The sequence below is a fragment of the Mycobacterium sp. MUNTM1 genome, assembly GCF_054660795.1.
On record NZ_BAAGDE010000016.1, the window covers coordinates 24,071 to 48,915 of the forward strand.

Genomic DNA, 24,845 nt, shown 5'->3' on the forward strand with positions numbered 1-24,845 from the left:
GATGACCGACACCCCCCTGCTGTTGCGACCCGGCCCCGCCGACACCCAAGTGCGGCAACGCGTCACGGTGACCGGCGTGGTACAGGGGGTTGGCTTCCGCCCGTTCGTGCATCGGATCGCAACCGAGCTCGGCCTGGCCGGATTCGTCGGCAACGACTCGGGCGCGGTCTTCCTCGAGGTGCAGGGGCGGCCCGCCGCGGTGGCGGACTTCGGGCGCCGGCTGTGCGCCGAGGCGCCGCCCCTGGCGCGGATCGCCGAGGCACGGTTCGCCGACGTCGCCGCCGATCCCGCCTGCCCACCCGAATTCCTGATCGTGCCAAGCCGGTTGGCCGCAGGCTCGACCACCCCCGTCCCGCCCGACATCGCGGTGTGCGACGACTGCGTCGCCGAGCTGTTCGACCCGCGCGACCGCCGTTACCGGCACCCGTTCGTGACCTGCACCAACTGCGGGCCGCGGTTCACCATCATCACCGCACTGCCCTACGACCGGCCCGCCACCACGATGTCGCGCTTCGCCATGTGCGCGCGCTGCGCCGCCGAATACCACGACCCGGCGGATCGCCGATTCCACGCGCAGCCCATCGCGTGCCCGGACTGCGGGCCGAGCCTGTGGTTCGCCTCCCCGGCCGGGCGGGTGAGCGGCTCGGACGCCGCGCTGACCGCTACCCAGGGCGCGCTGGCATCCGGCGCGGTGGTGGCCATCAAGGGAGTCGGCGGCTACCACCTGGCCTGCGCCGTCGACGACGAGGCGGCCGTCGGCACGTTGCGGCAGCGGAAAGCGCGTGGCGCCAAGCCCTTTGCCATGCTGGTGCGCGACCTCGACGTGGCACGTCGCTACGCCCACCTCGACGCCGCGGAGGCCGAGGTGCTGTGCGGTCCGGCCCGCCCGATCGTCTTGCTGCGGCGGCGCGCCGACGCGCCGGTCGCCGCTGCCGTCGCGCCCGGCAGCCCGCTGCTGGGGCTGATGCTGCCGTACTCCCCCATTCATCACCTGCTGCTGGCGCCGGTACCCGGTGCCTCCCGACCGCCGCCCGACGCGCTGGTGCTGACCAGTGCCAACCGCTCCGACGAGCCGATCTGCTTCACCGACGGCGATGCCGCGCGCAGACTTCTGCGGCCCCCGGCCGCTTTGTGCGACGCGGTGCTCGACCACGACCGGCCGATCCACGTGCCGTGCGACGACTCCGTGGTACGCGTCGTGCACGACGAGGAGGGGCCTCACGAGCTGCCGATCCGGCGGTCCCGCGGCTACGCGCCGCTGCCGATCGACCTGAAGCTTGACGGCCCCGCCGTGCTCGCCGTGGGCGGCGAATTGAAGAACACCTTCTGCCTCACCGACGGCCCCCGGGCCTACCTGTCCGGTCACATCGGCGACATGGCCACCTGGGAAACGCTGCGCGCGTTCGAGCGGGTGGTGCGCCAGCTCAGTGAAATCCGCGGCCGCCCGGGGCGTTTGGCCGCCGACCTGCATCCCGGTTATCACACGCGGAGCTGGGCGGAGCGTCATGCGGACGAGCGTCCGCTGGATCTGGTCCAGCACCACCACGCCCACGTGGTGTCGCTGCTGGCCGAACACGGGCGCCTCGGCGAACCCATCGTCGGGGTCTCCTTCGACGGCACCGGCTACGGCTGCGACGAAACCATCTGGGGCGGCGAAATTCTCACCCTCGACACCCGGAGCCATCGTTTCGTCCGGGCCGGCCACCTGTCGGCGGTGCCGCTGCCCGGCGGCGACGCGGCGGTGCGCAATCCGTGGCGAATGGCGCTGTCGCAGCTGTGGACCGCCGACATCGACTGGACCGCCGACCTGGCGCCGGTAGCCGCCGCGACCTCCGACGAACTGCGGCTCACCCGTTCGCAATTGGAGACCGGGGCGGGCTGCGTGCCCTGTTCGAGCATGGGCCGGCTGTTCGACGCGGTCGCGTCTCTGCTCGGGGTGCGGCACCGCATTGACTACGAGGGGCAGGCCGCGATCGAACTCGAGGCGCTGGCGCAGTCGGCCGGCGAAATCCGCGCGCGGCCGTCGCTGCCCCTGACGGTGGGCCCCGACGGGGTGATCGATCCGGCGCCGATGGTCCAGACGATGGTGGCGGCGCTGTACGCCGGAACACGACCGGCGGTGCTGGCCGCGGCGTTTCATCAGGCCGTCGCCGTCGCCGTCGCCGAGGTCGTCACCCAGGTGGCTGGCGACACCACACTGGTGGGCCTCACCGGCGGGGTGTTCCAGAACGTCCTCTTGCTGGACGCCTGCCGTACGCTGCTGCGGCAGAACGGGTTTGAAGTGCTCACGCATCGTCTCGTGCCACCGAACGACGGCGGGCTGGCCCTGGGGCAGGCCGCGGTCTCGGCGCTGACCGGACAGGAGGAGGGGTTGACGCGATGATCACCACCGCCATCGATCGTGGGCTGAGCGCCGAACTGGCCGAAGACCTCGCCGCCACCGCCCTGACGCTGGCCAAGCGATTCGCAGCGGGCGCCACCATGTGGTCGATCGCGCCGTCGTGGGAACCTCATGCGCTGCACATCGCGGTCGAATTCGTCCACCCGGTGATCATGGGCAAGCGGGCCTTGCCGGCCGTGGCACTGACCGGAGCCGATCTGGTCGATCTCGTTCGGGTGTCGGTGCGGCCCGGCGACATCGTGGTCGCGATCTCCGGTGCCGACAACGCGGACGTGCGCTCGGTGATGCGCCGCGCGCCGGCGTGGGGCGCCACCACGATCTGGATCGGCAGCGGCGAGGCGCCCCCTGCCGTCGTGGCCGATCACGTGCTGTGGCTGGACGATCCCGATCCGCGCGTGCCCGCCACCGGTGGCTTCGTGCTGTTCTACCACCTGCTGTGGGAGCTGACCCACGTCTGCTTCGAACACTCCGGGCTGCTCAAACCCAAACGCGACGAGGAGGTCTGCGTCACGTGCAGCGACGAGGGCCGGCTCGGCGAGGTGGTGAGCGCTGGCGTCGACGGGCAGGCAAAGGTGCGCACCGCTCGGGGGGTCGAGGACGTGGTCACCACGCTCGTCGACCCGGTCGCTCCCGGTGAGTTGGTGCTGGTGCACGCCGGAACGGCGATCAGCCGCGTCTGCGACGACGATGCCGGCGCAGCCGGGATCCGAGGAGCAGCGCCATCAGACCCCGTGGAGGAGGACGTTTCATGAGTCCGACCTACGAGCCCACCAACTTCTTGTATCCGTTCATCGACGCCGAAGAGGACGACCCCTCCGCGCTGCTCGCCGACCTCGCCGCGTCCGCGCAGGCCAAGGCGTCGGAAAGTTTGGCACTGCGACGCTCCACGCTGGAGGCCAACGCCGACCTGCTGGCGGCCGCCGGTGCCGAGCTGGCGCGCCGATTCGCCTCCGGCGGAAGAATGTTCACCTTCGGCAACGGCGGCAGCTGCACCGACTGCACCACGCTGGCCGGGCTGTTCGCGCGCCCACCGCTCGGCGATCCCCTGCCGGCCTGGTCGCTGACCGCCGATCAGGCGATCCTGACCGCACTGGGCAACGACGTCGGGTTCGAGCTGGTGTTCGCCCGGCAGCTGATCGCCCGTGCGCGCGACGGCGACATCGCGATCGCGATGTCGACCAGCGGCAACTCGCCCAACCTGCTGGCGGCGCTGGCCGAGGCGCACAAGCGCGGCCTGTACACCATCGGGTTCTCCGGCTACGACGGCGGCGCCTTCGTCAGCAACCCGAATGTGGACGCCTGTTTCGTCGTTCGTTCGCAGAGCGTGCACCGCATTCAGGAGTCGCAGGCGCTGGTCGGCTACCAGTTGTGGCTGACCGTCCACGATTGCCTTGCTCACGATCGGGGGGGCGCATGAAAAACCAAGCGAGCGACTATCTGTCGTCGGGGCCGCGGTTCGGCGAAGGCGACGTGATCGAGCGGATCGAGTCGTTCCGCCGGCGTCGCCCCCGACTGCTCGACGATCACGTGACCCTCGCGCACGGGGCGGGCGGCAAGGCGTCGGCGGCGCTGGTGGACGCGGTGTTCGTGGAGGCGTTTCGTAACCCGTTGCTCGAGTCGCTGGGCGACGGCGCCGTCCTGGCCCTGCCCGGCGGCGAGCGGGTGGCGATGTCGACGGATTCCTTTGTGGTGCAGCCCCGCCGGTTCCCCGGCGGCTCCATCGGAGAACTCGCGATCCACGGCACCTGCAACGACCTGGCGGTGGCCGGCGCGGTGCCGTCCTGGATCTCGGCGGCGTTCGTGCTCGAAGAGGGCTTCCCGATCGCCGATTTGAAAGAGATCGTCGCCGACATGGCCGCCGCGGCCGCGGCCGCCGGCGTGCAGGTCGTCACCGGCGACACCAAGGTGGTGCCCAAGGGTGCGGCCGACGGCCTGTTCATCACCACCGCCGGAACCGGCGTCATCCCCGCGGGGCGCACGCTGTCGGCGCAGTCGGTCCGCGCCGGAGACAAGGTGCTACTGTCCGGGTCGATGGGCGACCACGGCATGGCCGTGATGCTCGCCCGCGGCGATCTGGCCATCGAGGCCGACATCGCCTCGGACACCGCGTCGGTCAGCCCGCTGGTGGAGTTGTTGATGGCGGCCGCCCCGTCCACCCGGTGGATGCGCGACGCGACCCGCGGCGGGGTCGGCACCGTGTGCAACGAGTTGGCCCAGGCCTGCGGCCTCGGTGTGCTGCTCGAAGAGGAGCGACTTCCGGTGGCGCCCATGGTGAATGGCGCCTGCGAACTGCTCGGCATCGACCCGCTCTACGTCGCCAACGAGGGCAAGTTCGTCGCCGTCGTCGCACCGGAGGAGGCCGAAGCCGGACTGGCCGCGCTACGGTCGCACCCCCTGGGCGCGCAGGCGGCCGAGGTCGGGGAAATCGTCACCGAACCCGCCGAAAGCGTGGTGCTGCGCACCGGATTCGGCGGCACCCGGATCGTCGACATGCTCGTCGGCGACCCGCTGCCGCGGATCTGCTGACCAGAAAGGAGATACGCCGAGATGTGTCTGGGCATTCCGGGCCGGATCGTGGAGATCACCGATCCAGCCAACTGCTTGGCCAAGGTTGACGTCAGCGGCGTGCAGCGGACGATCAGCGTCCGGTTGCTGGAGAACGACATGCCCGAACCGGACGACTGGGTGCTGGTGCACGTCGGGTTCGCGATGGCCAAGATCGACGAGACCGAGGCGCTGCTGACCCTGGCGGCCATCAAGAAACTCGGCGACACCTACACGACCGAAATGCAGGCCTTCGATTCGTCGGCCATCGTTTGACGAGGAGCGGCAATGAAATTCGTTGACGAATTCCGCGACCCGGCCGCGGCGCGCAAGCTGCTGACGGCCATCGAGCACCTGGCCGGGGCCGGCGGCGAGGAGTTCAAGTTCATGGAGGTGTGCGGCGGGCACACGCACACCATCTACCGGCACGGCATCGAACACCTGCTGCCCGACAACGTCGAACTGGTGCACGGCCCCGGCTGCCCGGTCTGCGTGATCCCGATGGGCCGCATCGACGACGCGATGTGGCTGGCCGGCCAGCCCGACGTGATCTTCACCTGCTTCGGGGACATGATGCGGGTGCCCGGCTCGCACGGCAGCCTGCTGGACGCCAAGGCCCGCGGGGCCGATGTGCGGTTCGTCTACTCGCCGCTGGACGCGCTGAAGATCGCGGTCGACAACCCCGGCAAGCAGGTGGTGTTCTTCGCGATCGGTTTCGAGACCACCGCGCCGTCGACCGCGGTCACGCTGGTGCGGGCGCGCGAGTTGAGCCTGCCCAACTTCAGCGTGTTCTGCAACCACGTGACCATCGTGCCGCCGATCAGGGCCATCCTGGAGTCGCCGGACCTGCGACTGTCCGGCTTCATCGGCCCCGGGCACGTGTCCACCGTGGTGGGCAATCGCCCCTACCGGTTCGTCCCGGAGGTGTATCGAAAGCCGTTGGTGGTGGCCGGTTTCGAGCCATTGGACATCCTGGCCTCGGTCGCGATGCTGCTGCGTCAGATCCGCGAGGGCCGCTGCGAGGTGGAGAACCAGTACAAGCGCGTGGTGCCCGAGCACGGCAACCCCGCCGCCCTGGCGCTGATGGGCACGGTGTTCGCGCTGCGCCCACACTTCGAGTGGCGCGGGTTGGGCTTCATCTCGCAGAGCGCGCTGCGGCTGCACGACGATTTCGCGGAGTTCGACGCCGAGCTGCGGTTCGCGATGCCCGGCGTGCGGGTCGCCGACCCGAAGGCCTGCCAGTGCGGCGAGGTGCTCAAGGGTGTGCTCAAGCCTTGGGAGTGCAAGGTTTTCGGCACCGCCTGCACACCCGAGACGCCGATCGGGACGTGCATGGTGTCCCCGGAGGGCGCGTGCGCGGCGTACTACAACTTCGGCCGCATGCACCGTGACGCCGTCAAGCTGGTGGGCCAGGCCGGTCGGGGGTGATCCTTGGCCGATTCGGACAGCCGCGACGCGGGCGCCGAGATGTTCGCCCGCTACGCCTACGCGCCCAACGCGCTCGGCTACTGCGGTCCGCCGTTGGGCGCCACCCTGCGCGACGGGTCGCTCGCCGACGTGCGCAGGGCGGCGACCCAGTTCTCCGGCGCGTGGCCGTATCTGCGGGTGCTGTCGAAGCTGACCGGCATCGCCGACCCGCTGGATTACCGCCTGGTCGAATCGTATTGGCTCGGCGGCGGAGTCGCCGCCGGCCTGGACCCGCAGGAGTTCTTCGACGCGCTGCTCGCGATCATCGGCCCGCAGGCGGGCCACTACTGGTCGCACCTGACCTCGGATCTGGCGTGCGAGGCCGCCGGCAACCACTGCTTCCACGTGTTCGGGGTGTATCCGTGGACGCGGTTCTTGGGCCGGGGTTCCGACGAGCAGCCGCTGAGCGTGCTGGATAACTGCCGAATCACCTCGGGGACAGTGCTTTTCCGCGACGCCGACCGCGTCGAGGTGTTGTGCCGGAGGCTGGCATGGGATGGTCGGGCGCTCACGCTGTCGAAACCGGCGGCGCGTGTGCTCGAGGTGTGGGCCGACGGGTACAGCGCCGTGCCCGACGTGGCCGCCGGTGATGTGGTGGCGATGCACTGGGGCCGGTTGTGCGGCCGGCTGTCGCCGGCGCAGCTCTGCGCGCTCACCGACTGCACGAATCGGCAGCTGCTGGCGACCGACCACCGACTGGCGCGCGTCTGACTTCACCGCCAGACTGGCCCGGTGCCCGGTTCCCTGTGCGACGTGCTGCCCGCCGCGGCCGCGCTGCTCGGGGCCCCGGGCGGGGTGGACAACCTGGCGCTGGCCGACTGGGCCGGCGCCGACCGGATCGACCGGGTGCTCGTGGTGCTGGTCGACGGGCTGGGCTGGCACCTGCTCCCGCAGCTGGGCGGCACCACGCCGCTGCTCGCGTCCGTGCTGGCCGGTACCACCGGCCGGCTGACCCGGCTGGACTGCACGTTCCCGTCGACCACGCCGACCAGCCTGGTGTCACTGGGCACCGGCGCGCTCCCGGGCGAACACGGCATTCTGGGCTTCACGCTCAGAGTGCCTGGCACCGACCGAGTGCTGCACCACGTCCGGTGGCGCGACGACCCGCCCCCCGCCCTCTGGCAGCCGGTGCCGACCTGGTTCGAACGGCTCAAAAACGCCGGCGTGAGCGCCCGCGCCGTGCTGCCGGCCGCGTTCCTCGGCAGCGGGCTGACCGAGGCCGCGTATCGCGGCGCCGAGGTCCACCCGGCCGGCCCCACCGACGACTACGCGCGGCTGGTGGCCGACGAGCTGCGCGCGGCGCCCGGGCTGGTATACGGCTACACCGCGGAGCTCGACACCGCCGCCCATGTCTTCGGCGTCGGCTCCGAGCAGTGGCATACCGCGGCGACCAACATCGACGCGCTGCTGTCGCGCCTGTTCGACGCGCTGCCGGCCAACGCGGCGGTGCTGGTGACCGCCGACCACGGCGGCATCAACGTCCCACCCGAGGCGCGCATCGACCTCGACACCGACCCCCGGCTGGCCGCGGGAATCCGGGTGGTGGCCGGCGAGCCGCGGGTGCGCTATCTGCACACCGAGCCGGGCGCCGCCGCCGACGTGCGGGCCGCGTGGGGCGAGCTGCTGGACCGCCGCGCCAACGTGTACAGCCGCGAGCAGGCGGTGGCCACCGGCATGTTCGGGCCCGTCGCCGCGCCACACTCCGAGCGGCTTGGCGACGTGGTGGTGGTCTGTTCCGGCGACACCGCGGTGCTGGCCAGCGCGCACGAACCCCCGGAAACGGCCCGCCTGGTCGGCTTTCACGGCGGAGCCACCGCGGCGGAGATGGCGATCCCGCTCCTCGCCTTCCGGCCGTAGCTGCGCAAACACACATCGCACTCGGATCGAGTTCACAGCTCGCTGGAACCGTTCACCGATTTTCGCGCGGTACATTCGGTGCACTGTGGTTTTCCGGGGCGTTGGCGTAACTCGGCGATGGCAGCTGGCCATCGCGGTTGCCGCGGCGCTCGGGGTGTTCACCGCCCTGGTCACGGGCTCGTGGGTGCGGCCCAACTTCGCCGCCGCGGCCCCGCCGGAGCCGGCTGCGTGGACCGCGGCGGCCGTCGGCGCGCAGGGCGGGCCGACGCAGGAGCGTCCCGTCTCCGTCGGCCGCCCCGCCCTGGCCGCCGCGCGGTCTTCTTCGGCACCGGCGAACAACACCCACCAGAAGCCGTTTCGCAGCGCGTGGATGACCAAGGAACGGCCCCCGACGTGGAACCGGTTGTCGCCGCAATCGGTGCTTACGCCGGCGCCATTGTCGTTCACCCCGATCGGCTTTGCGCCCGTCGGCAGCCACCCCCGCGCGCCCGCGGCCATCGCGCCCGACCGAGATATCTTGACCCTGATCTGCGTCGCCCGCCGCTGATCGTTACGCCCGGGGTGGGCGTGTTTCGCCGACGCACGGTGTGTGTGCGCAACATGTGAGCGCCCCGCGGCTTGTAACCCCCGTGTCTATCTCGTGAAAGAAGACCCTCATGTTTTCGGGCACCACGTGTACCGCCACCGGCAGGCGAAGGTTGTCATGAATTTCGCGGCGCTACCTCCGGAGATCAGCTCCGGGCTGATGTATTCGGGTCCCGGCGCGGGATCGATGATGCGCGCCGCGGCGGCGTGGGAAGCACTGGCCGCGCGGCTCTTCCGCGCGGCGGCCGACTACCGCGCGGCGACCGCACGGCTGGCTGAGAGCGAGGCCGCGGCGCTCGGCCAAGCCGCAGCACGCTACCTGGACTGGCTCGACGCCGTCGCGGCCCGCAGCGAGCACGCGGCCACCCAGCTCGCGGCGGCGGCCGGCGCCCATCAGTCGGCCTTCACGGCGACGGTGCCCCCGCCGGAGATCGCCGGCAACCGCGCGCACCGAATCTCGCTGGCGTCGGCGAATTGCCTGGGCCAGCGGAGCGCGGCGATCGCGAACGTCGATGCCGAGTACGACGCGATGTGGGCGCAAAACGTTGACGCCATGCACGCCTATGCCGAGGCCGCGGCCGGTGCCGTGACGATGGCCCCCTTCCCCGCTCCGCCCGGCAAACCCGCTGTGACGAAACGCAATTGGACCCTGCAGTCCGCACCGGACGTCGTGTCCGCCGGCCGTGAACTGATGTCGGCGATCCCCGACACCCTCAAAGGGCTGGCGTCGTCGCCGCTGGCCACGCTCGAGGCGTCCCTCGCCGCGGTCACCCCGTCGCTGTCGAAACTGAATTCGGTGACCGCGCCGTCGGACTTCGCGATCGGCCACCTCAATTCGATGAACAAGACGGCGGCCCTGCAGTCGCTGTTCCCCAAGCCCGCCGCCCCCGACGGCGTGCACGCGGGCCTGGGCCGCGGGATGCCGGTCGGCGTGCTGTCGGTGCCGCGCGCCTGGGTGGCCGCCGCCCCCATGATGGAGCGGATGCGCGAGGCGCGGGTCGGCGAGCCCATCCACCTGGTCGCGATCAGCGAGCATCCCGGGTCACATGCGGCCGACAAGTACGGCGGTTAAAGCGGGGTGACGTAGGCGGCGCTGATGCCGCCGTCCACCATGAACGTCGAAGCGGTGATGAACGACGCATCATCGCTGGCCAAAAATGCTACCGCCGAAGCGATTTCGTCGGGATTGGCGAATCGGCCCACCGGGACGTGCACCAGCCGGCGGGCGGCCCGCTCGGGGTCCTTGGCGAAAAGCTCTTGCAGCAGCGGGGTGTTGACCGGCCCGGGGCACAACGCGTTGACCCGGATGCCCTGCCGGGCGAACTGCACACCCAGCTCGCGCGACATGGCCAGCACCCCGCCCTTGGAGGCGGTATAGGAGATCTGCGACGTCGCCGACCCCAGGACGGCGACGAACGACGCCGTGTTGATGATCGAGCCCTGCCGCGCGGGAACCATGTGCCGCAACGCCGCCCGGCAGCACAGGTACACCGACTTCAGGTTGACGTCTTGGACGCGTTGCCACGCCGGCAGTTCGGTGTTCTCGATGAGGTCGTCGTCGGGCGGCGAGATGCCGGCGTTGTTGAATGCGATGTCGATGCGCCCGTGGGCCCGCGCCGCGGTGTCGAAGAGCGCGTTGACCGCGGCCTCGTCGGACACGTCGGTGGGCACGAACAGGCCGGACAGTTCGTCGGCCGCCGTGCCGCCCGCGTCGGCGTCGATGTCGCCGATCACGATGGTGGCGCCCTCGGCGTGCATCCGCCGCGCCGCGGCCAGCCCGATGCCGCCGCCGGCGCCGGTGACGACGGCCACGCGGCCCGCCAATCGTTGGGTGAGATCGACCGCCACCGCCTAGTCCTCCCTGATCGCGATGAACACGTTCTTGGTCTCGGTGAAGTGCAACGGCGCGTCCGGGCCCAGCTCACGGCCCAGACCGGACTGCTTGAACCCGCCGAACGGCGTGCTGTACCGCACCGACGAGTGCGAATTCACCGACAGATTGCCGGATTCGATGGCCCTGGACACGCGCAGCGCACGGGACAGGTCGTCCGTCCAGATCGATCCGGACAGCCCGTAGCGGGTGTCGTTGGCCAGCGCGACGGCGTCGTGCTCGTCGTCGAAGGACAGCACCGTCACGACCGGGCCGAAAATCTCGTCGGTGACGCTGCGGTCGGTGCGCCGCGGAGTCAGAACCGTTGGCGGGAACCAGAATCCGCGTCCGCCTGGCGCGGTGCCGCGGAAGGCGACGGGCGCGTCGTCGGGCACATACGACGCGACCTTGTCGCGGTGCGCTGCCGACACCAGCGGACCCATCTCGGTGTCCCGGGACGCCGGATCGCCAACGACGACGCCGGTGACGGCGGGCTCGAGCAGCTCCATGAACCGGTCATAGACGCTGCGCTGCACCAGGATTCGGCTGCGGGCGCAGCAGTCCTGCCCCGCGTTGTCGAACACCCCGGCCGGTGCGGTGGCGGCGGCGCGCTCGAGGTCGCAGTCGGCGAACACGATGTTGGCGCTCTTGCCGCCCAGTTCCAGGGTCACCCGCTTGACCTGGGCGGCCGCACCGGACATCACCCGCTTGCCGACCTCGGTGGACCCGGTGAACACGATCTTGCGGATGTCGGGATGGGTGACGAACCGCTCCCCGACCACCGCGCCCCGACCGGGCAGCACCTGCAGCACGTCGGCGTCGAGTCCGGCCTGCACCGCGAGCTCACCGAGCCGGAGGGTGGTCAGGGGCGTCGCCTCGGCGGGTTTGATCAGCACCGCGTTGCCCGCGGCCAGGGCCGGTGCGAAGCCCCATGACGCGATGGGCATCGGGAAGTTCCACGGGGTGATCACGCCGACCACGCCCATCGGCTCGTTGAACGTGACGTCCAGGCCACCGGCCACGGGAATCTGCTTGCCGGACAAACGTTCCGGGCTGGCCGCGTAGAAGTTCAACACGTCGCGGACGTGACCGGCCTCCCATTCGGCGGACGCGATGGGATGTCCGGAGTTGGCGACCTCGAGCGCGGCCAGCTCGCCCAGGTGGGCGTCGACGGCGGCGGCGAAGTCGCGCAGGCCGGCGGCCCGCTCGGCCGGGGACAGCCGAGCCCACCGCCGCTGGGCGGCCCGCGCCCGGTCCACCGCGTCGTCGACGGCGGCGGCGTCGGCGTGTTCGACCGAGCGCAGCACTTCCTCGGTTGCCGGGTTGATCAGCCGCGTGGCGCTCAACTCGCGCGCCCCGCGTAGGACCGGGCGGCATCGACGATCGCGGCGAACAACCGCAGGTCTTGCAGCGACTGTTCCGGATGCCATTGCACCGCAAGCACAAACCTGTCGCCCGGCAGCTCCAGCGCCTCGACGACGCCGTCGGCGTCCCGCGCGCTGACCACCAGGCCGTCCGCCACCCGGTCGACGGCCTGGTGGTGATAGCTCGGCGCGTCGGCGGACTCCCCGACCAGCGCGGCCAGTCGGGTGCCCGGGACCGTGCGGACCGGCAGCCTGGTGAACACCCCGTTGCCCGCCCGGTGCCCGCTGTGCCCGAGGACGTCGGGCAGGTGCTGGTGCAGCGTACCGCCCAGCGCGACGTTGAGCACCTGTGCGCCGCGGCAGATTCCGAGCACCGGCAGGCCTCGCCGCAGCGCGCCCCGCAACAGCGCGAATTCCCAGGCGTCGCGGTCGGTGCGGGGCGCGTCGGTGGTCGGGTGCGGTCGCTGGCCGTAGCTGGCAGGATCCAGGTCGTATCCCCCGGTGATCACCAGCGCGTGCAGGCCGTCCAGTACCGCGTCGACGATCTCGGCGTCCACCGGCTGCGGCGGCAGCAACACCGCGATCCCGCCGGCCAAGATGACGCCTTCGAAGTAGTCCGAAGGCAGGTAACCGGCGCGGATGTCCCAGATGCCGGTCTGCACCTGCTCCAGGTACGTCGTCAGGCCGATCACCGGGCGCAGCGTAGACCTAGAGGCGTTCAAACCCACGCATCCTCTCCCAGTCGGTGACCGCCGCGTTGAACGCCGCCAGCTCCACCCGGGCGTTGTTCAGATAGTGGGCGACCACGTCGTCACCGAACACGTCCCGCGCGAGCGTCGAGTGCTCGAACACCGAGGCCGCCTCGGCCAGCGTGACGGGCAACCGCTCGACGCCCGGAGCCTGGTAGGCGTTTCCCGCGCAGGGCTCCGGTAGCTCGAGCCCCCGTTCGATACCGTACAGCCCGCCGGCGACCATCGCCGCCACCGCCAGATACGGGTTGACGTCGCCGCCCGGGACGCGGCACTCGACCCGGGTGTTGGGTCCGTGGCCGACCACCCGCAGCGCGCAGGTGCGATTGTCCAATCCCCACGCCAGCGCCGTGGGCGCGAAGCTGCCGTCGGCGAATCGCTTGTAGGAGTTGATGTTCGGCGCATAGAAGAGCGTGAAGTCGCGCAGGGTGGCCAGCAGGCCGGCCAAAAAGCCGCAGAACGCCGACGACATGCCGTGCGGGCGGCTGGGATCGGCGAACACCGCGCCGCCCTGCGGATCACGCAGTGAGAGGTGAACGTGACAGCTGTTCCCTTCTCGCTCATCGTATTTGGCCATGAACGTCAGGCTCTTGCCGTGCTGGTCGGCGATCTCCTTGGCGCCGTTCTTGTAGATGACGTGGTTGTCGCAGGTGACCAACGCGTCGGCGTACCGGAAACCGATTTCCTGCTGCCCCCTGTTGCATTCGCCCTTGACCGCCTCGAATCGCAGGCCGGCGCCGATCATTCCCTGACGAATGTCGCGCAGCAGCGGCTCCATGCGCGACGACGCCGAGATCGCGTAGTCGATGTTGTAGTCGCTGGCCGGGGTCAGCCCGCGGTAGCCGTTGGCCCAGGCCTGGCGGTAGGGCTCGTCGAAGACGATGAATTCCAGCTCCGTGGCGACGTTGGCGGCCAGGCCCCGGTCGGCCAGCCGGTCCAGCTGGCGGCGCAGGATCGCCCGCGGCGACACGGCGACCGGGCCGCCGTCGGCCCAGCCCACGTCGGCGATCGCCAACGCCGTGCCGGGCAGCCAGGGAATGCGCCGCAGGGTGGACAGGTCGGGCCTGGCCACCGTGTCGCCGTATCCGGTGTCCCAGCTCGACATCGCGTACCCGCCCACGGTGTTCATGTCGACGTCGACGGCGAGCAGGTAGCCGCAGCACTCGGCGCCGTGGTCGGCCACCTGGTCGACGAACAGCCGCGCGTCGATCCGCTTCCCGACCAGCCGGCCCTGCATGTCGGCGAACGCCACGATGACGGTGTCCACCTCGCCGGTGCCGACGAGCCGATCGAGCGCGGGCAACGACAACATCGCGGCGTTCGGATCGGTCACAGCACGTTCTTCACTGGCCATGACCGTCAGTCAACCAGGCGCTACCAGCTGCTGGTGCGCAAAATGATCTCGGCGGCCAGCTGCGCCGTCGACTCCTGCACGGTGCGCCGCCCCAGGTGCACCACCCGGTAGTCGGCGTAGACGAAGCGCTGGCTGGCCTCGGCCACCGCCCGGGCGGCCGGCGAGCTGACCAACACGGTGGTGCCGATCTCGACCGGCGGGCAGTGTCCGTCGGTGATGGCGCCCTCGTAATTGGCGGCCCGCGGATGGCCGCGGTCGATCACCACCAGCCCGACGAACCGGCCCAGCTTGGTCGCGGTCAGCTCCCAGGCGAGTTCGGCGCCGGCACGGTCGCCCATCACCACGGCCCACCCGATGCCCAGCGCATCGAGGATGCCGATCATCGACTTGGGCGTCAGGCGCGGATCGAAGCCGACCACGACCGTCCGAAGCGAGGCGGTGTGCAGCCGCTCGCAGACAGCGTCGTAGGCGGCCGGGGCGCGGTCCTCGTCGCCCAGTATGACGACGACGACGCCGTTCTCCGGGCCGCCCACAACCACCGGGACACCGAACCCGTCCAGGGTGGTCATCATCGAGGACACCCAAGCACGCTACAGCCAAACGGCATGCGAGCGCGACGATTCTGGGCATCTGGTACGCAAATCAGGTATTTTTACCATGCCGTCAACGGCGGCGTTCATCCCGCCCGCGCGGCGAATTCCCTACGGCGACAAGCTACTTGCGAGAACCGGCCGCCGCGGCGGCGGACCATCAAGCAGGCTGAGAATACCCTCGATGTCCAGGTGAGACGCCAGCAGGTCGGCGGCGAGATCGAGCTGGGCATCGCGGCGCGCGGCGACGTTGACGTCGCCGACCACGAAACCGCCGCGTCCGGCCGCGTCGGCGACCCGGCGCAGCCAGCCGCGCCGGAACTCGTCGTTGTCGAGCAGGCCGTGCCAATGGGTCCCGAAGACCGCGCCGCGCACCACACCCTGCGGACACTGGTCCGCATCGACCGCGAACCAGCCCTGCTCGGCACAGCGGGTGACCCGCCCGTGATGGATCTCGTAGCCGGTCAGGGGCCGCGGCCAGCGGCGCAGGGTCTTCTCGTGATCGAAGGCGATGTCGGCGTCGAGCAGACCCAGGCCGGGCACGCCCGCGGTCCCGGATTCCACCGGATCGTCTAGGCGACTGCACAGCATTTGAAATCCCCCACAGATTCCCAGCACCGGCTTGCCCGCGCCGGCGTGCGCGGTGATCGCGTCGGCCAGTCCGCGATCGCGCAGCCAAGACAGGTCGGCGACAGTGGCTTTGCTGCCGGGGATGACGATCAGGTCGGTGTCGGTGGTGTCGGCGGGGTCGGTGACCCAGCGCACCAGCACGCCCGGTTCGCACGCCAGCGCCTCGACGTCGGTGGAGTTGGAGATCCGGGGCAGCCGGATGGCGGCCACCCGCAGCCACTCCTTGCCGCACGGGGGCGCGGGCGTGCCGATGACGCGGTGCGCGACCACCGACAACGAGTCCTCGGCGTCCAGCCACAGCTTGTCCGCGTACGGCAGCACGCCATAGGTCGGGCGGCCCGTCATCTCGTGCAGCTGGCGCAGCCCGGGCTCGAGCAGCGCTGGGTCGCCGCGGAATTTGTTGACGATGAAGCCGGCGATCAGCGCCTGGTCGTCGGGTTCGAGCACCGCGACCGTTCCGAACAGATGCGCCAGCAGGCCGCCGCGGTCGATGTCCCCGACCAGCAGCACCGGCAACTGCGCGGCCCGGGCCAGCCCCATGTTGGCCAGATCGGTGGCGCGCAGGTTGATCTCGGCCGGCGAGCCGGCCCCCTCACAGATCACCGCATCGAATTCGTCACGCAGGCAGGTCAATTCGTCGAGGACGACGGAGGCAAGCCGATCACGGTACCGCACATAGCTTTTGGCGCTGACCGAGTCGGCGACCCGGCCCTTGATCACCAGCTGCGAGGTGCGGTCGCTGCCCGGTTTGAGCAGGATCGGGTTGAACCGCACGCTGGGTTCCAGCCCGGCCCCGCGCGCCTGGATCGCCTGGGCACGGCCGATCTCACCGCCCTCGACGGTCACCACGGAGTTGTTGGACATGTTCTGCGCCTTGAACGGCGCGACCCGCACGCCGCGCCGGGCCAGCAGCCGGCACAGGCCGGCCACCACCACCGATTTCCCGGCGTCGGAGCTGGTCCCCGCCACCAGCAGGGCTCCGGTCATCCGGCAAACGTCATGGCAGGGTGAGGATTTCGACGCCGGTGTCGGTGACCAGCAGGGTGTGCTCGAACTGCGCGGTCCACTTGCGGTCGCGGGTGACCACGGTCCAGCCGTCGTCCCAGATCTCGTAGTCCAGGCCGCCGAGGTTGATCATCGGTTCGATGGTGAACGTCATCCCCGGTTGCATGACGGTGGACACCGAGGGCTGGTCGTAGTGCAGGACGACCAGCCCGTTGTGGAACGTGGTGCCGATGCCGTGACCGGTGAAGTCACGAACCACGTTGTAGCCGAACCGGTTTGCGTACGACTCGATGACCCGGCCGACCACCGAGAGTGCGCGTCCGGGCTTGACGGCGTTGATGGCGCGCATCGTCGCCTCGCGGGTGCGCTCCACCAGTAGCCGGTGTTCTTCCGCGACGTCGCCGGCCAGGAAGGTGGCATTGGTGTCGCCGTGCACACCGTCGATGTAGGCGGTGACGTCGATGTTGACGATGTCACCGTCCTCGATCACCGTCGAGTCGGGGATCCCGTGGCAGATGACCTCGTTGAGCGACGTGCAGCACGACTTCGGGTAGCCCTTGTAGCCCAGCGTGGACGGATAGGCGCCGTGGTCGACCATGTACTCGTGGGCGATGCGGTCCAGCTCGTCGGTGGTCACCCCGGGTGCGACGGCCTTGCCCGCCTCCACCAGTGCAGCGGCCGCGATCTGGCCGGCGACGCGCATCTTCTCGATCACCTCGGGTGTCTGCACCCACGGTTCGCTGCCCTCTTGGGCCGTGGACTTGCCGACGTACTCGGGGCGCGGGATGCGCCCGGGCACCGGCAGAGTCGGGGACAACTCTCCGGGGGAAAGCGCGGTGCGAGCAGGCATGCGACCAGCTTAACCGGGGTCCAGCCAAGCGATTAGGGCCGCGGCCGGCGCAGCAGCGAGCGCCGTGGTCCCCGGATGTTGACCGAGCCGCACACCACCCGACCGGTCAGCACCACATGCGGCCTGCCCTCACCAGGCGGGTCCTTGCGCCGGTCGCTGGCGCTGCCCACGTAGACCTCGACGTCGTCGATCGACGCGCTGGCCCCGTCGGGCAATCGGATCTCCACCGAGCCGAATCTCATGTCGAGTTCGATGACCACCACCGGGCCGGCGAACCGGGCCTTGGTGAGGTCGAGTTCCACCGAGCCCAGGCGGCGGACCAGGGCCAGCCGGGTGGGCACCGTCCATTCGCCGTGGCGCTTCAGCGAACCCGCCCAGCCGCGCAGTTCCACCCGGTCGGCCGCGGAGGTGACGATGGCGCCCGGTCCCGGCAGGTCGCCCACCAGCCCGTCCAGCTCGCCGCGGGTGCGGGCGTAGGACACCTGCGACGAGCGCTGCTCGAACTCGTCGATGTCGATCAGCCCGAGCGCGACGGCGTTGTGCAGTCGCCGCATCGTGCCGTTGCGGTCGGCGTCGGAGACCCGCAGGGCCACCATGTCGCCGCCGGTATCGGTCATGTTCGCAATTTACCGCTGATGCGGGCCCGGGAGCCCCACGTGTCAGGCCAGGAAGTTCGGCGGCAGCGCCTCGAACATGAACTTGGTCATCCGGACCGCCCACTCGGAGCTGCCGCCCCCCACGATCAGCGAGGCGAAGGCCAGGTCGCCGCGATACCCGGCGAACCAGGAGTGCGATCCGCCCGGGAACTCGGCCTCACCGGTCTTTCCGTAGATCTCGCCGCAGCCGGCGATCTCCTTGGCGGTCCCGTTGGTTACCACCAGACGCATCATCGGCCGCAGCGCGTCGATCATCTTCGGGCTGATCGGCGTGGTGTCCCCCTGGACCGCCGTCTGCCGGCCCACGATCAGTTGCGGCACGGGTGTCTTGCCCGCGGCGACCGTGGCCGCCACCAGGGCCATGCCGAACGGGCTGGCCAGCACCTTGCCCTGGCCGAACCCGTCCTCGGTGCGTTCGGCCAGGTCCACCGTCGGTGGCACCGACCCCGTCACCGTGGTGACGCCGTCCACCGTGTAGTCGAGGCCCATCCCGTATTGGGCGGCCGTCTGGGTCAGGCCGCGCGGCGGCATCCGGCTGCTCAACTCCGCGAACGTGGTGTTGCACGAGCTGGCGAATGCGCGCGACAGCGACACCACACCGAGGTCGAAGCCGCCGTAGTTGGGCACCGTGCGGTGGCCGATGTCGAGATGGCCCGGGCAGCCGAGCATCGAGTTGGGCGTGGCCATGTCGCGGTCGACGGCCGCGCCCGCGGTGATCATCTTGAACGTCGATCCCGGTGGGAACAGGCCGTTGGTGGCGGGCAGACCGTCCGCGTCGGCCCCGCCGTTCTGCGCGATCGCGAGGATCTCCCCGGTCGACGGCTTGATCACCACGATCATCGCCTTGCCGCCCTTGTTGTCGACCGCGCGCTGGGCCGCGTTCTGCACCACCCGGTCCAGGGTGATCGACACCGAGGGCGCCGGCGACCCTTCGACCTCGTGCAGCACCTCGACCTCGACGCCGTTCTGGTTGACGCTCACCACCCGCCAGCCCGCCTGGCCGTCGAGCTGGTCGACCACGGCCTTCTTCACCGCGGAGACGACCGCCGACGCGAAATGCGGGTCGGTGGGCAGCATTTCGGGCTGAGGGGTGACCACAACGCCGGGCAGGTGCCCCACCAGTGGGGACACCTTGTCGTTGTCGTCGGGGTGCAGCGTCACGCCCAGGTCCACCGGGTGGGGCGACGAGCTGGCCTGCTCGGCGAGCAGTTGCGGGTCGTTGAGGGCCCCGTTGAAGGGGTGCAGCACGTCGACGATCGCGTGGGCCGTGTTGAACAGCGCGGGTCCGGCCTGGGTGGCGTCCAGCGTGTAGTGGTACAGGTAGCCGGGCACCAGCACGTCGCTGCCGCCGAGCTCGTTCACCGAGGCGCGGTGCGGCCGGTCGGCACGCAGCGCGAACGTCTGGTGCTCGCCCAGCTTGGCGTGCAGCGCGGTGGTGGTCCACCGCACCGCCCAGTGCCCCTCGTCACGCGCCATCCGCAGCTGGCCGTCGTAGGTCCAGTTCCGGTTCTTGGGCAGGTGCCAGGTGAACCGATAGCCGACGGTGCCGCTGTCCTCGGCGTATTTGGCGTTGAGGATCTGCGCGTCGAGGTGGGATGCCTGCAGGCCGGACCAGGCCGCGTTGAGCGCCTCGCGGGCCTCATTGGGGCTGTCGGTGAGCTGCGCGGCGGTCGCGGTGTCGCCAACGGCCAGGGCGCGGAAGAACTTCTCCGCCGCCGGGCCCGGGCCGTCGGGCCGGGGCGTGCATCCGGACAGGAGGATGACCGCGACCATCAGCAGCCCTGAGGCGTATGAGGCCATTGTTATTCGAGTTGCCATCGGTGCAAATGTTAAGAACTGTGGCCTGAACTGCGGCCCCGACACACCGAGACCGGATCGTGATGTCACGCGGGTTAAGGCGATTCAGTCGCCCAGCGTCACGCCGGCGTGGCATTCACCGCCGAGCGTCACGCGAGCGTGGCAGGCGGCGGGGCCGCCACCGTTAGTCGAGCAGCACCGTCGCGAAGGTGCCGATCTCGGTGAAGCCCACTCGGGCGTAGGCGGCGCGGGCCACCGTGTTGAAGTCGTTGACGTACAGGCTGGCGGTGCGCCCGGTGCCGACGATCACCGCGGCGACCGTCGCGGTGCCGGCGGTGCCCAAGCCCAGCCCGCGCCACTCCGGGTGCACCCAGACCCCCTGGATCTGGCCCACGCCCGGGGACTGCGAGCCCACCTCGGCCTTGAAGACGACCTGGCCGTGCTCGAACCGCGCCCACGCGCGCCCGGCCGTGATCAGGCTGGCCACCCGGCGCCGGTAGCCGCGGCCGCCGTCGCCGAGCCGCGGGTCGACGCCCACCTCGCCGATGAACATGTCGACGGCGGCCACCAGGTACGCGTCCAGCTCCTCGGGCCGCACCTGCCGCACACCGGGATCCAGCTCGCAGCCGGGATGGTTGGACAAGGCCAGCAGCGGCTGGTGATCGCGCACGTCGCGGGCCGGGCCCCAGGCCGCCTCGAGCCGCTCCCACATCGGCATCACCAAATCCGCCCTGCCGACCAGCGACGAGCAGCGACGCGTCCCGCGCATGGCCTCGTCGGCGAACGCGCTCAGGTCGGCCGGCGCGCCGCGCAGCGGGATCAGGTTGGCGCCGGCGAAGCACAGCGATTCGTCGGCACCCCGCAGCGTCCACAGTTCGCCGCCGATCGAATTCGGGTCGATGCCGTGGTCTGCCACCCGGGCCGCGACCATGCACGACGCGACGGGATCGTCGTCGAGCACCCGCCAGACCGCGGCCGCGTCGCGCACCACGGACACCCGTCGCTCACCGACAAGGCGAAACAAGGGTGGAGCCGACATATTGCGAACTCTCTGTGGTGCGAACTCTGAGACCGGCGTTGGCGCTTATCAGCTTACGGTGACAACAGGTGAACCGCTGGATGTTGCTTCCGGTCCGCCATCACTGTTCATCTCCGAAGCGATGCGCATCGCCTCTTCGATCAGCGTCTCGACGATCTGCGCTTCGGGCACCGTCTTGATGACCTCGCCGCGAACGAAGATCTGGCCCTTGCCATTTCCCGACGCGACGCCGAGGTCGGCCTCGCGGGCCTCCCCCGGGCCGTTGACGACGCAGCCCATCACGGCGACGCGCAGCGGCACGTCCAGACCGTCCAGGCCGGCGCTCACCGCGTTGGCGAGCGTGTAGACGTCGACCTGCGCGCGGCCGCACGACGGGCACGACACGATCTCCAGCCCGCGCGGCCGCAGGTTCAGCGACTCGAGGATCTGGATGCCGACCTTCACTTCCTCGACCGGCGGCGCCGACAGCGACACCCGGATGGTGTCGCCGATGCCGCGCGACAGCAGCGCGCCGAAGGCGACCGCGGACTTGATGGTGCCCTGGAAGGCCGGACCAGCCTCGGTGACCCCGAGATGCAGCGGGTAGTCGCACTGCTGCGCCAGCTGCTCGTAGGCGGCGACCATCACCACCGGGTCGTTGTGCTTGACGCTGATCTTGAGTTGGGAGAAGCCGTGCTCCTCGAACAGCGAGGCCTCCCACAGCGCCGACTCGACCAGCGCCTCGGGAGTGGCCTTCCCGTACTTCTCCATGAAGCGCTTGTCCAGCGAGCCCGCATTGACGCCGATGCGGATCGGGATGTCCGCCGCGGCAGCCGCTTTGGCGACCTCGCCCACCCGTCCGTCGAATTCCTTGATGTTGCCCGGGTTCACCCGCACCGCGGCGCAGCCCGCGTCGATGGCGGCGAAGATGTACTTGGGCTGGAAGTGGATGTCGGCGATGACCGGGATCTGGCTGTGCCGGGCGATCTCGGCCAGCGCGTCGGCGTCCTCCTGACGCGGGCAGGCCACCCGGACGATGTCGCAGCCGGCCGCGGTCAGCTCGGCGATCTGCTGCAGCGTCGTGTTGACGTCGTGCGTCTTGGTGGTGCACATCGACTGCACCGAAATCGGATAGTCGCTGCCGACACCGACGTCGCGGACCATCAGTTGGCGCGTGGTACGCCGGGGAGCAAGCGTGGGCGCCGGAGTCTGTGGCATGCCCAGGCCAATGGTCACTGTGTTGATTCCTTCGGTCTCGTCATTGGAAGAGCCTGATCGGGTTGACCAGATCGGCGGTCACGGTCAGCAGCATGTAGCCGACCACGAACACCAGCACGACGTACGTCGCGGGCATGAGTTTGAGGTAGTTCACCGGCGCGGCCGCGACCATGCCGCGGGCCGACCGGACCAGGTTGCGGATCTTCTCGAACACCGCGATGGCGATGTGGCCGCCGTCGAAGGGCAGCAGCGGCACCAGGTTGATCGCGCCCAGGATGAGGTTCAGCTGGGCCAGGAAGAACCAGAACGCGACCCACAATCCGTGGTCGACGGTGTCGCCGCCGATGATGCTGGCGCCCACGACGCTCATCGGCGTCTGCGGGTCGCGCTGCCCGCCGCCGATGGCGTGCACCAGCGCGCCGACCTTCGTCGGGATCGCGACGAGCGCCTTGCCCACCTCACCGGTGAGATCGCCGGCGAAGGCGACGGTGGCCGGGATCGCCGTGAACACCCCGTAGTGGGTGGGCGCGACCTTGACGGCGCCGACGCCGATGGCGCCGACCGTGGAGGGCTGCTGCTGGCCGCCCTGCCCGTTGGTCCCGGTGGTCAGGTAGCGCTGGGTGGTGGTGACGTCGACGTAGGTGGTGATCGTGGCGCCGTTGCGCTCGGCGACGATCGGGACGTTGCCGTGCGCCTTGCGGATGGCGGCGGCCATGTCCTCGAACGTCGACACCGGGGTGTTGCCCACCCTGACGATGACGTCGCCCGGCCGGATTCCGGCGAGCGCCGCCGGCCCGGGGCCGGTGCAGTCCGCGATCTTGCCCGGCGCCACTTCCGGTGCCACACAAGCGGTTTCGCCGACGACCGCCCGAGTCGGCGGATGCAGGTTGGGCAGCCCCCAGATCAGCGCGATGCCGTAGAGCAGCACCAGGCAGATGACGAAGTTCGCGGCCGGCCCGGCGAACAGCACCGCGACCCGCTTCCAGACCTTCTGCTTGAACATGGCGCGGTCGGTCTCGTCGGGCGCCAGCTCCTCCACCGAGGTCATGCCGGCGATGTCGCAGAAGCCGCCCAGCGGCACCGCCTTGAGGCCGTACTCGGTTTCACCCCGCCTGGTCGACCACAGGGTGGGGCCGAAGCCGACGAAGTAGCGCCGCACCTTCATGCCGGTCGCGCGGGCGACCCACATGTGCCCGCACTCGTGCAGGGCCACCGAGATCAGGATGGCCAGTGCGAACAGCACAATGCCGATGACGAACATCATTTGGCTGCGAGGACCTTTCTCACACCACTCCGGAGGCTTTTGCTGACACCTTGGCGGGCTGGGCTTGCGCGACGGCACGCTGCGCCCGGTCACGTGCCCAGCGCTGCGCGTCGAGTACCTCATCCACGTTAGCGGGTACTTCCCCAAATTTGGGCGCCCATTGGTCGGCGGCGTGCAGCACGTCGGCGATGGTTTTGACGATCGCGGGGAACCCGACCCGGCCCGCGAGGAAGGCCTCCGCCGCCTCCTCGTTGGCCGCGTTGTAGACGGCGGTCATGCAGCCACCGGCCTGCCCGGCGTGCCGGGCCAGCTCGACGGCGGGGAAAACGTCGTCGTCCAGCGGCTCGAAATCCCAGCTAGACGCCGTGCTGAAGTCACAGCCGGCGGCCGCGCCGGGGACCCGCTGCGGCCAGCCCAGGGCCAGCGAGATCGGCAGCCGCATGTCCGGCGGGCTGGCCTGGGCCAGCGTCGAGCCGTCCACGAAGGTGACCATCGAATGAACAATCGACTGGGGGTGCACGACCACCTCGATGCGGTCGTACGGGATGCCGAACAGCAGGTGGGTCTCGATCAGCTCGAGCCCCTTGTTGACCAGCGAGGCCGAGTTCAGCGTGTTCATCGGGCCCATCGACCACGTCGGGTGGGCGCCCGCCTGCTCCGGGGTGACGTCCTCGAGCTGGGCGGCCGTCCAGCCGCGGAACGGGCCGCCGGACGCGGTCAGCACCAACTTGGCGACTTCGTCCGCGCTCCCGCCGCGCAGGCACTGCGCCAGCGCGGAATGTTCGGAGTCCACCGGCACGATCTGCCCGGGCGCGGCGGCCCGCAGCACCAGCGCACCGCCGGCGATCAGCGATTCCTTGTTGGCCAGCGCCAGCCGGGCCCCCGATTCCAGCGCGGCCAGCGTGGGCCGCAGCCCCAGCGCCCCCACCAGGGCGTTGAGCACGACGTCGGCCTCGGTCTCCTGCACCAGCCGGGTCGCCGCTTCGGGCCCGGAGAACGGGATGCCGCCGGCCCGCTGCGCCGCGCCCTCGTCGGCGACCGCGATGTTGGTCACACCGGTCTCGGCCCGCTGCCGCAACAGCGTGTCCAGGTTGGCGCCACCCGCGGCCAGACCGACCACCTCGAAGCGGTCCGGGTTGGCGGCGATGACGTCCAGCGCCTGGGTGCCGATGGAGCCGGTGCTGCCCAGCACCAGCACGCGCAGGCGGTCCCGCGTCTGCCCATCGGTCCTCGGGTTGGTCACCCATTCATTGTGCCGCCCGGCACCGGCCGGGGCCATCTACCTGGCCATGCCCCGCAAGCCCGCTCGGGGGTGTGCCAGAATTCTCAGGACAAGCCAATCCGATCCGAAGGGGATTCGCCGTGGCCAGTACCGAGGTGGAGCGCTTCAACGGCGTCGACGACGTCGAGGTGCCGTCGGCAGCGTGGGGCTGGAGCAGGATCAATCACCGGACCTGGCACATCGCCGGCCTGATCGGCTTCGGATTCCTGCTGGCGATGCTGCGCGGCAACCACGTCGGCCACATCGAGAACTGGTTTTTGATCGGGTTCGCGGCGCTGATCCTCGTCGCGCTGATCCGCGACCTGTGGGGCCGCCGCCGCGGCTGGATCAGGTAGCGGCCACCC

24 protein-coding genes are annotated in these 24,845 nt (G+C 70.3%); 11 read left to right on the top strand and 13 right to left on the bottom strand.

The features are described 5' to 3' along the window. The first annotated feature begins 1 nt into the window (after window position 1). The 10 genes from hypF (at window position 2) to ACYQ8K_RS11575 (ending at window position 9,926) form a co-directional block, all read left to right on the top strand. On the top strand, window positions 2-2,383 hold the full coding sequence (gene hypF / locus ACYQ8K_RS11530; protein WP_459968973.1) for a carbamoyltransferase HypF: 2,382 nt from the start codon (window positions 2-4) through the stop codon (window positions 2,381-2,383). Continuing rightward, on the top strand, window positions 2,380-3,153 hold the full coding sequence (locus ACYQ8K_RS11535; protein WP_459968975.1) for a HypC/HybG/HupF family hydrogenase formation chaperone: 774 nt from the start codon (window positions 2,380-2,382) through the stop codon (window positions 3,151-3,153). Before hypF ends, ACYQ8K_RS11535 begins: the two co-directional genes overlap by 4 nt. Next, window positions 3,150-3,818 carry a D-sedoheptulose-7-phosphate isomerase gene (locus ACYQ8K_RS11540; protein ID WP_459968977.1) on the top strand — a complete coding sequence of 223 codons (669 nt, stop codon included), beginning with the start codon at window positions 3,150-3,152 and terminating at the stop codon, window positions 3,816-3,818. Before ACYQ8K_RS11535 ends, ACYQ8K_RS11540 begins: the two co-directional genes overlap by 4 nt. Beyond that, entirely contained in the window at window positions 3,815-4,927 is a 1,113-nt protein-coding gene (gene hypE, locus ACYQ8K_RS11545) for a hydrogenase expression/formation protein HypE (RefSeq protein ID WP_459968979.1), read from the top strand. The genes ACYQ8K_RS11540 and hypE overlap by 4 nt, the downstream gene beginning before the upstream one ends. A gap of 21 nt (window positions 4,928-4,948) precedes the next feature. Next, window positions 4,949-5,221, top strand: a complete 273-nt coding sequence (locus tag ACYQ8K_RS11550; protein ID WP_459968981.1) for a HypC/HybG/HupF family hydrogenase formation chaperone — start codon at window positions 4,949-4,951, stop codon at window positions 5,219-5,221. A 12-nt stretch (window positions 5,222-5,233) separates the two neighbouring features. Next, entirely contained in the window at window positions 5,234-6,373 is a 1,140-nt protein-coding gene (gene hypD / locus ACYQ8K_RS11555; protein ID WP_459968983.1) for a hydrogenase formation protein HypD, read from the top strand. A gap of 3 nt (window positions 6,374-6,376) precedes the next feature. Next, window positions 6,377-7,123 carry a DUF6390 family protein gene (locus ACYQ8K_RS11560; RefSeq protein ID WP_459968985.1) on the top strand — a complete coding sequence of 249 codons (747 nt, stop codon included), beginning with the start codon at window positions 6,377-6,379 and terminating at the stop codon, window positions 7,121-7,123. Window positions 7,124-7,144: 21 nt separating this feature from the next. Continuing rightward, window positions 7,145-8,269: an alkaline phosphatase family protein gene (locus tag ACYQ8K_RS11565; RefSeq protein ID WP_459968987.1), complete on the top strand. Its 1,125-nt coding sequence runs from the start codon at window positions 7,145-7,147 to the stop codon at window positions 8,267-8,269. Window positions 8,270-8,354: 85 nt separating this feature from the next. Then, entirely contained in the window at window positions 8,355-8,816 is a 462-nt protein-coding gene (locus ACYQ8K_RS11570; protein WP_459968989.1) for a hypothetical protein, read from the top strand. 156 nt (window positions 8,817-8,972) lie between these two features. Further along, window positions 8,973-9,926, top strand: coding sequence for a PPE family protein, SVP subgroup (locus ACYQ8K_RS11575; protein ID WP_459968991.1), 954 nt, complete (start codon window positions 8,973-8,975; stop codon window positions 9,924-9,926). Here ACYQ8K_RS11575 and ACYQ8K_RS11580 read toward each other — a convergent pair. The 13 genes from ACYQ8K_RS11580 to dxr form a co-directional block, all read right to left on the bottom strand. Then, window positions 9,923-10,702 carry a 3-oxoacyl-ACP reductase gene (locus ACYQ8K_RS11580; protein ID WP_459968993.1) on the bottom strand — a complete coding sequence of 260 codons (780 nt, stop codon included), beginning with the start codon at window positions 10,700-10,702 and terminating at the stop codon, window positions 9,923-9,925. The genes ACYQ8K_RS11575 and ACYQ8K_RS11580 overlap by 4 nt on opposite strands. 3 nt (window positions 10,703-10,705) lie before the next feature. Next, window positions 10,706-12,070: an aldehyde dehydrogenase family protein gene (locus tag ACYQ8K_RS11585; RefSeq protein ID WP_459968995.1), complete on the bottom strand. Its 1,365-nt coding sequence runs from the start codon at window positions 12,068-12,070 to the stop codon at window positions 10,706-10,708. After that, complete coding sequence (locus tag ACYQ8K_RS11590; RefSeq protein ID WP_459968997.1) at window positions 12,067-12,816, bottom strand: gamma-glutamyl-gamma-aminobutyrate hydrolase family protein; 750 nt, start codon at window positions 12,814-12,816, stop codon at window positions 12,067-12,069. Before ACYQ8K_RS11590 ends, ACYQ8K_RS11585 begins: the two co-directional genes overlap by 4 nt. Continuing rightward, the gene (locus ACYQ8K_RS11595; RefSeq protein WP_459968999.1) at window positions 12,797-14,191 is read right to left on the bottom strand and encodes a glutamine synthetase family protein; all 1,395 of its coding nucleotides are present in this window, start codon (window positions 14,189-14,191) and stop codon (window positions 12,797-12,799) included. Before ACYQ8K_RS11595 ends, ACYQ8K_RS11590 begins: the two co-directional genes overlap by 20 nt. Before the next feature lie 20 nt (window positions 14,192-14,211). Next, window positions 14,212-14,763: an alpha/beta hydrolase gene (locus ACYQ8K_RS11600; RefSeq protein ID WP_459969115.1), complete on the bottom strand. Its 552-nt coding sequence runs from the start codon at window positions 14,761-14,763 to the stop codon at window positions 14,212-14,214. Between the two features lie 129 nt (window positions 14,764-14,892). Further along, window positions 14,893-16,398, bottom strand: coding sequence for a cobyric acid synthase (locus tag ACYQ8K_RS11605; RefSeq protein ID WP_459969001.1), 1,506 nt, complete (start codon window positions 16,396-16,398; stop codon window positions 14,893-14,895). A gap of 10 nt (window positions 16,399-16,408) precedes the next feature. Next, window positions 16,409-17,266, bottom strand: a complete 858-nt coding sequence (gene map, locus ACYQ8K_RS11610; RefSeq protein WP_076051730.1) for a type I methionyl aminopeptidase — start codon at window positions 17,264-17,266, stop codon at window positions 16,409-16,411. A 32-nt stretch (window positions 17,267-17,298) separates the two neighbouring features. After that, window positions 17,299-17,883 carry a DUF1707 SHOCT-like domain-containing protein gene (locus ACYQ8K_RS11615; protein ID WP_459969003.1) on the bottom strand — a complete coding sequence of 195 codons (585 nt, stop codon included), beginning with the start codon at window positions 17,881-17,883 and terminating at the stop codon, window positions 17,299-17,301. 42 nt (window positions 17,884-17,925) lie between these two features. Beyond that, complete coding sequence (locus ACYQ8K_RS11620) at window positions 17,926-19,740, bottom strand: penicillin-binding transpeptidase domain-containing protein (protein WP_459969005.1); 1,815 nt, start codon at window positions 19,738-19,740, stop codon at window positions 17,926-17,928. A gap of 163 nt (window positions 19,741-19,903) precedes the next feature. Then, the gene (locus tag ACYQ8K_RS11625; protein WP_459969007.1) at window positions 19,904-20,758 is read right to left on the bottom strand and encodes a GNAT family N-acetyltransferase; all 855 of its coding nucleotides are present in this window, start codon (window positions 20,756-20,758) and stop codon (window positions 19,904-19,906) included. A gap of 48 nt (window positions 20,759-20,806) precedes the next feature. Continuing rightward, on the bottom strand, window positions 20,807-21,973 hold the full coding sequence (ispG, locus tag ACYQ8K_RS11630) for a flavodoxin-dependent (E)-4-hydroxy-3-methylbut-2-enyl-diphosphate synthase (RefSeq protein WP_459969009.1): 1,167 nt from the start codon (window positions 21,971-21,973) through the stop codon (window positions 20,807-20,809). A gap of 22 nt (window positions 21,974-21,995) precedes the next feature. Then, window positions 21,996-23,219, bottom strand: coding sequence for a M50 family metallopeptidase (locus tag ACYQ8K_RS11635; RefSeq protein WP_459969011.1), 1,224 nt, complete (start codon window positions 23,217-23,219; stop codon window positions 21,996-21,998). A gap of 19 nt (window positions 23,220-23,238) precedes the next feature. Continuing rightward, window positions 23,239-24,462, bottom strand: coding sequence for a 1-deoxy-D-xylulose-5-phosphate reductoisomerase (gene dxr / locus ACYQ8K_RS11640; RefSeq protein ID WP_459969013.1), 1,224 nt, complete (start codon window positions 24,460-24,462; stop codon window positions 23,239-23,241). 119 nt (window positions 24,463-24,581) lie between these two features. Between dxr and ACYQ8K_RS11645 the strand changes: the two genes are divergently transcribed. Continuing rightward, a complete protein-coding gene (locus ACYQ8K_RS11645) occupies window positions 24,582-24,836 on the top strand; it encodes a DUF2631 domain-containing protein (protein WP_064877912.1) in 255 nt (84 codons plus the stop codon). Window positions 24,837-24,845 lie beyond the last annotated feature (9 nt).

Coding starts and splice junctions, on each gene's coding strand:
- ACYQ8K_RS11575 (WP_459968991.1), top strand. CDS start 8,973: ATGAATTTCGCGGCGCTACCTCCGGAGATCAGCTCCGGGCTGATGTAT.
- ACYQ8K_RS11600 (WP_459969115.1), bottom strand. CDS start 14,763: ATGATGACCACCCTGGACGGGTTCGGTGTCCCGGTGGTTGTGGGCGGC.
- map (WP_076051730.1), bottom strand. CDS start 17,266: ATGCCTGCTCGCACCGCGCTTTCCCCCGGAGAGTTGTCCCCGACTCTG.
- ACYQ8K_RS11620 (WP_459969005.1), bottom strand. CDS start 19,740: ATGGCAACTCGAATAACAATGGCCTCATACGCCTCAGGGCTGCTGATG.
- ACYQ8K_RS11550 (WP_459968981.1), top strand. CDS start 4,949: ATGTGTCTGGGCATTCCGGGCCGGATCGTGGAGATCACCGATCCAGCC.
- hypD (WP_459968983.1), top strand. CDS start 5,234: ATGAAATTCGTTGACGAATTCCGCGACCCGGCCGCGGCGCGCAAGCTG.
- ACYQ8K_RS11615 (WP_459969003.1), bottom strand. CDS start 17,883: ATGACCGATACCGGCGGCGACATGGTGGCCCTGCGGGTCTCCGACGCC.
- ACYQ8K_RS11535 (WP_459968975.1), top strand. CDS start 2,380: ATGATCACCACCGCCATCGATCGTGGGCTGAGCGCCGAACTGGCCGAA.
- ACYQ8K_RS11625 (WP_459969007.1), bottom strand. CDS start 20,758: ATGTCGGCTCCACCCTTGTTTCGCCTTGTCGGTGAGCGACGGGTGTCC.
- ACYQ8K_RS11635 (WP_459969011.1), bottom strand. CDS start 23,219: ATGATGTTCGTCATCGGCATTGTGCTGTTCGCACTGGCCATCCTGATC.
- hypF (WP_459968973.1), top strand. CDS start 2: ATGACCGACACCCCCCTGCTGTTGCGACCCGGCCCCGCCGACACCCAA.
- hypE (WP_459968979.1), top strand. CDS start 3,815: ATGAAAAACCAAGCGAGCGACTATCTGTCGTCGGGGCCGCGGTTCGGC.
- ACYQ8K_RS11540 (WP_459968977.1), top strand. CDS start 3,150: ATGAGTCCGACCTACGAGCCCACCAACTTCTTGTATCCGTTCATCGAC.
- ACYQ8K_RS11605 (WP_459969001.1), bottom strand. CDS start 16,398: ATGACCGGAGCCCTGCTGGTGGCGGGGACCAGCTCCGACGCCGGGAAA.
- ACYQ8K_RS11595 (WP_459968999.1), bottom strand. CDS start 14,191: ATGGCCAGTGAAGAACGTGCTGTGACCGATCCGAACGCCGCGATGTTG.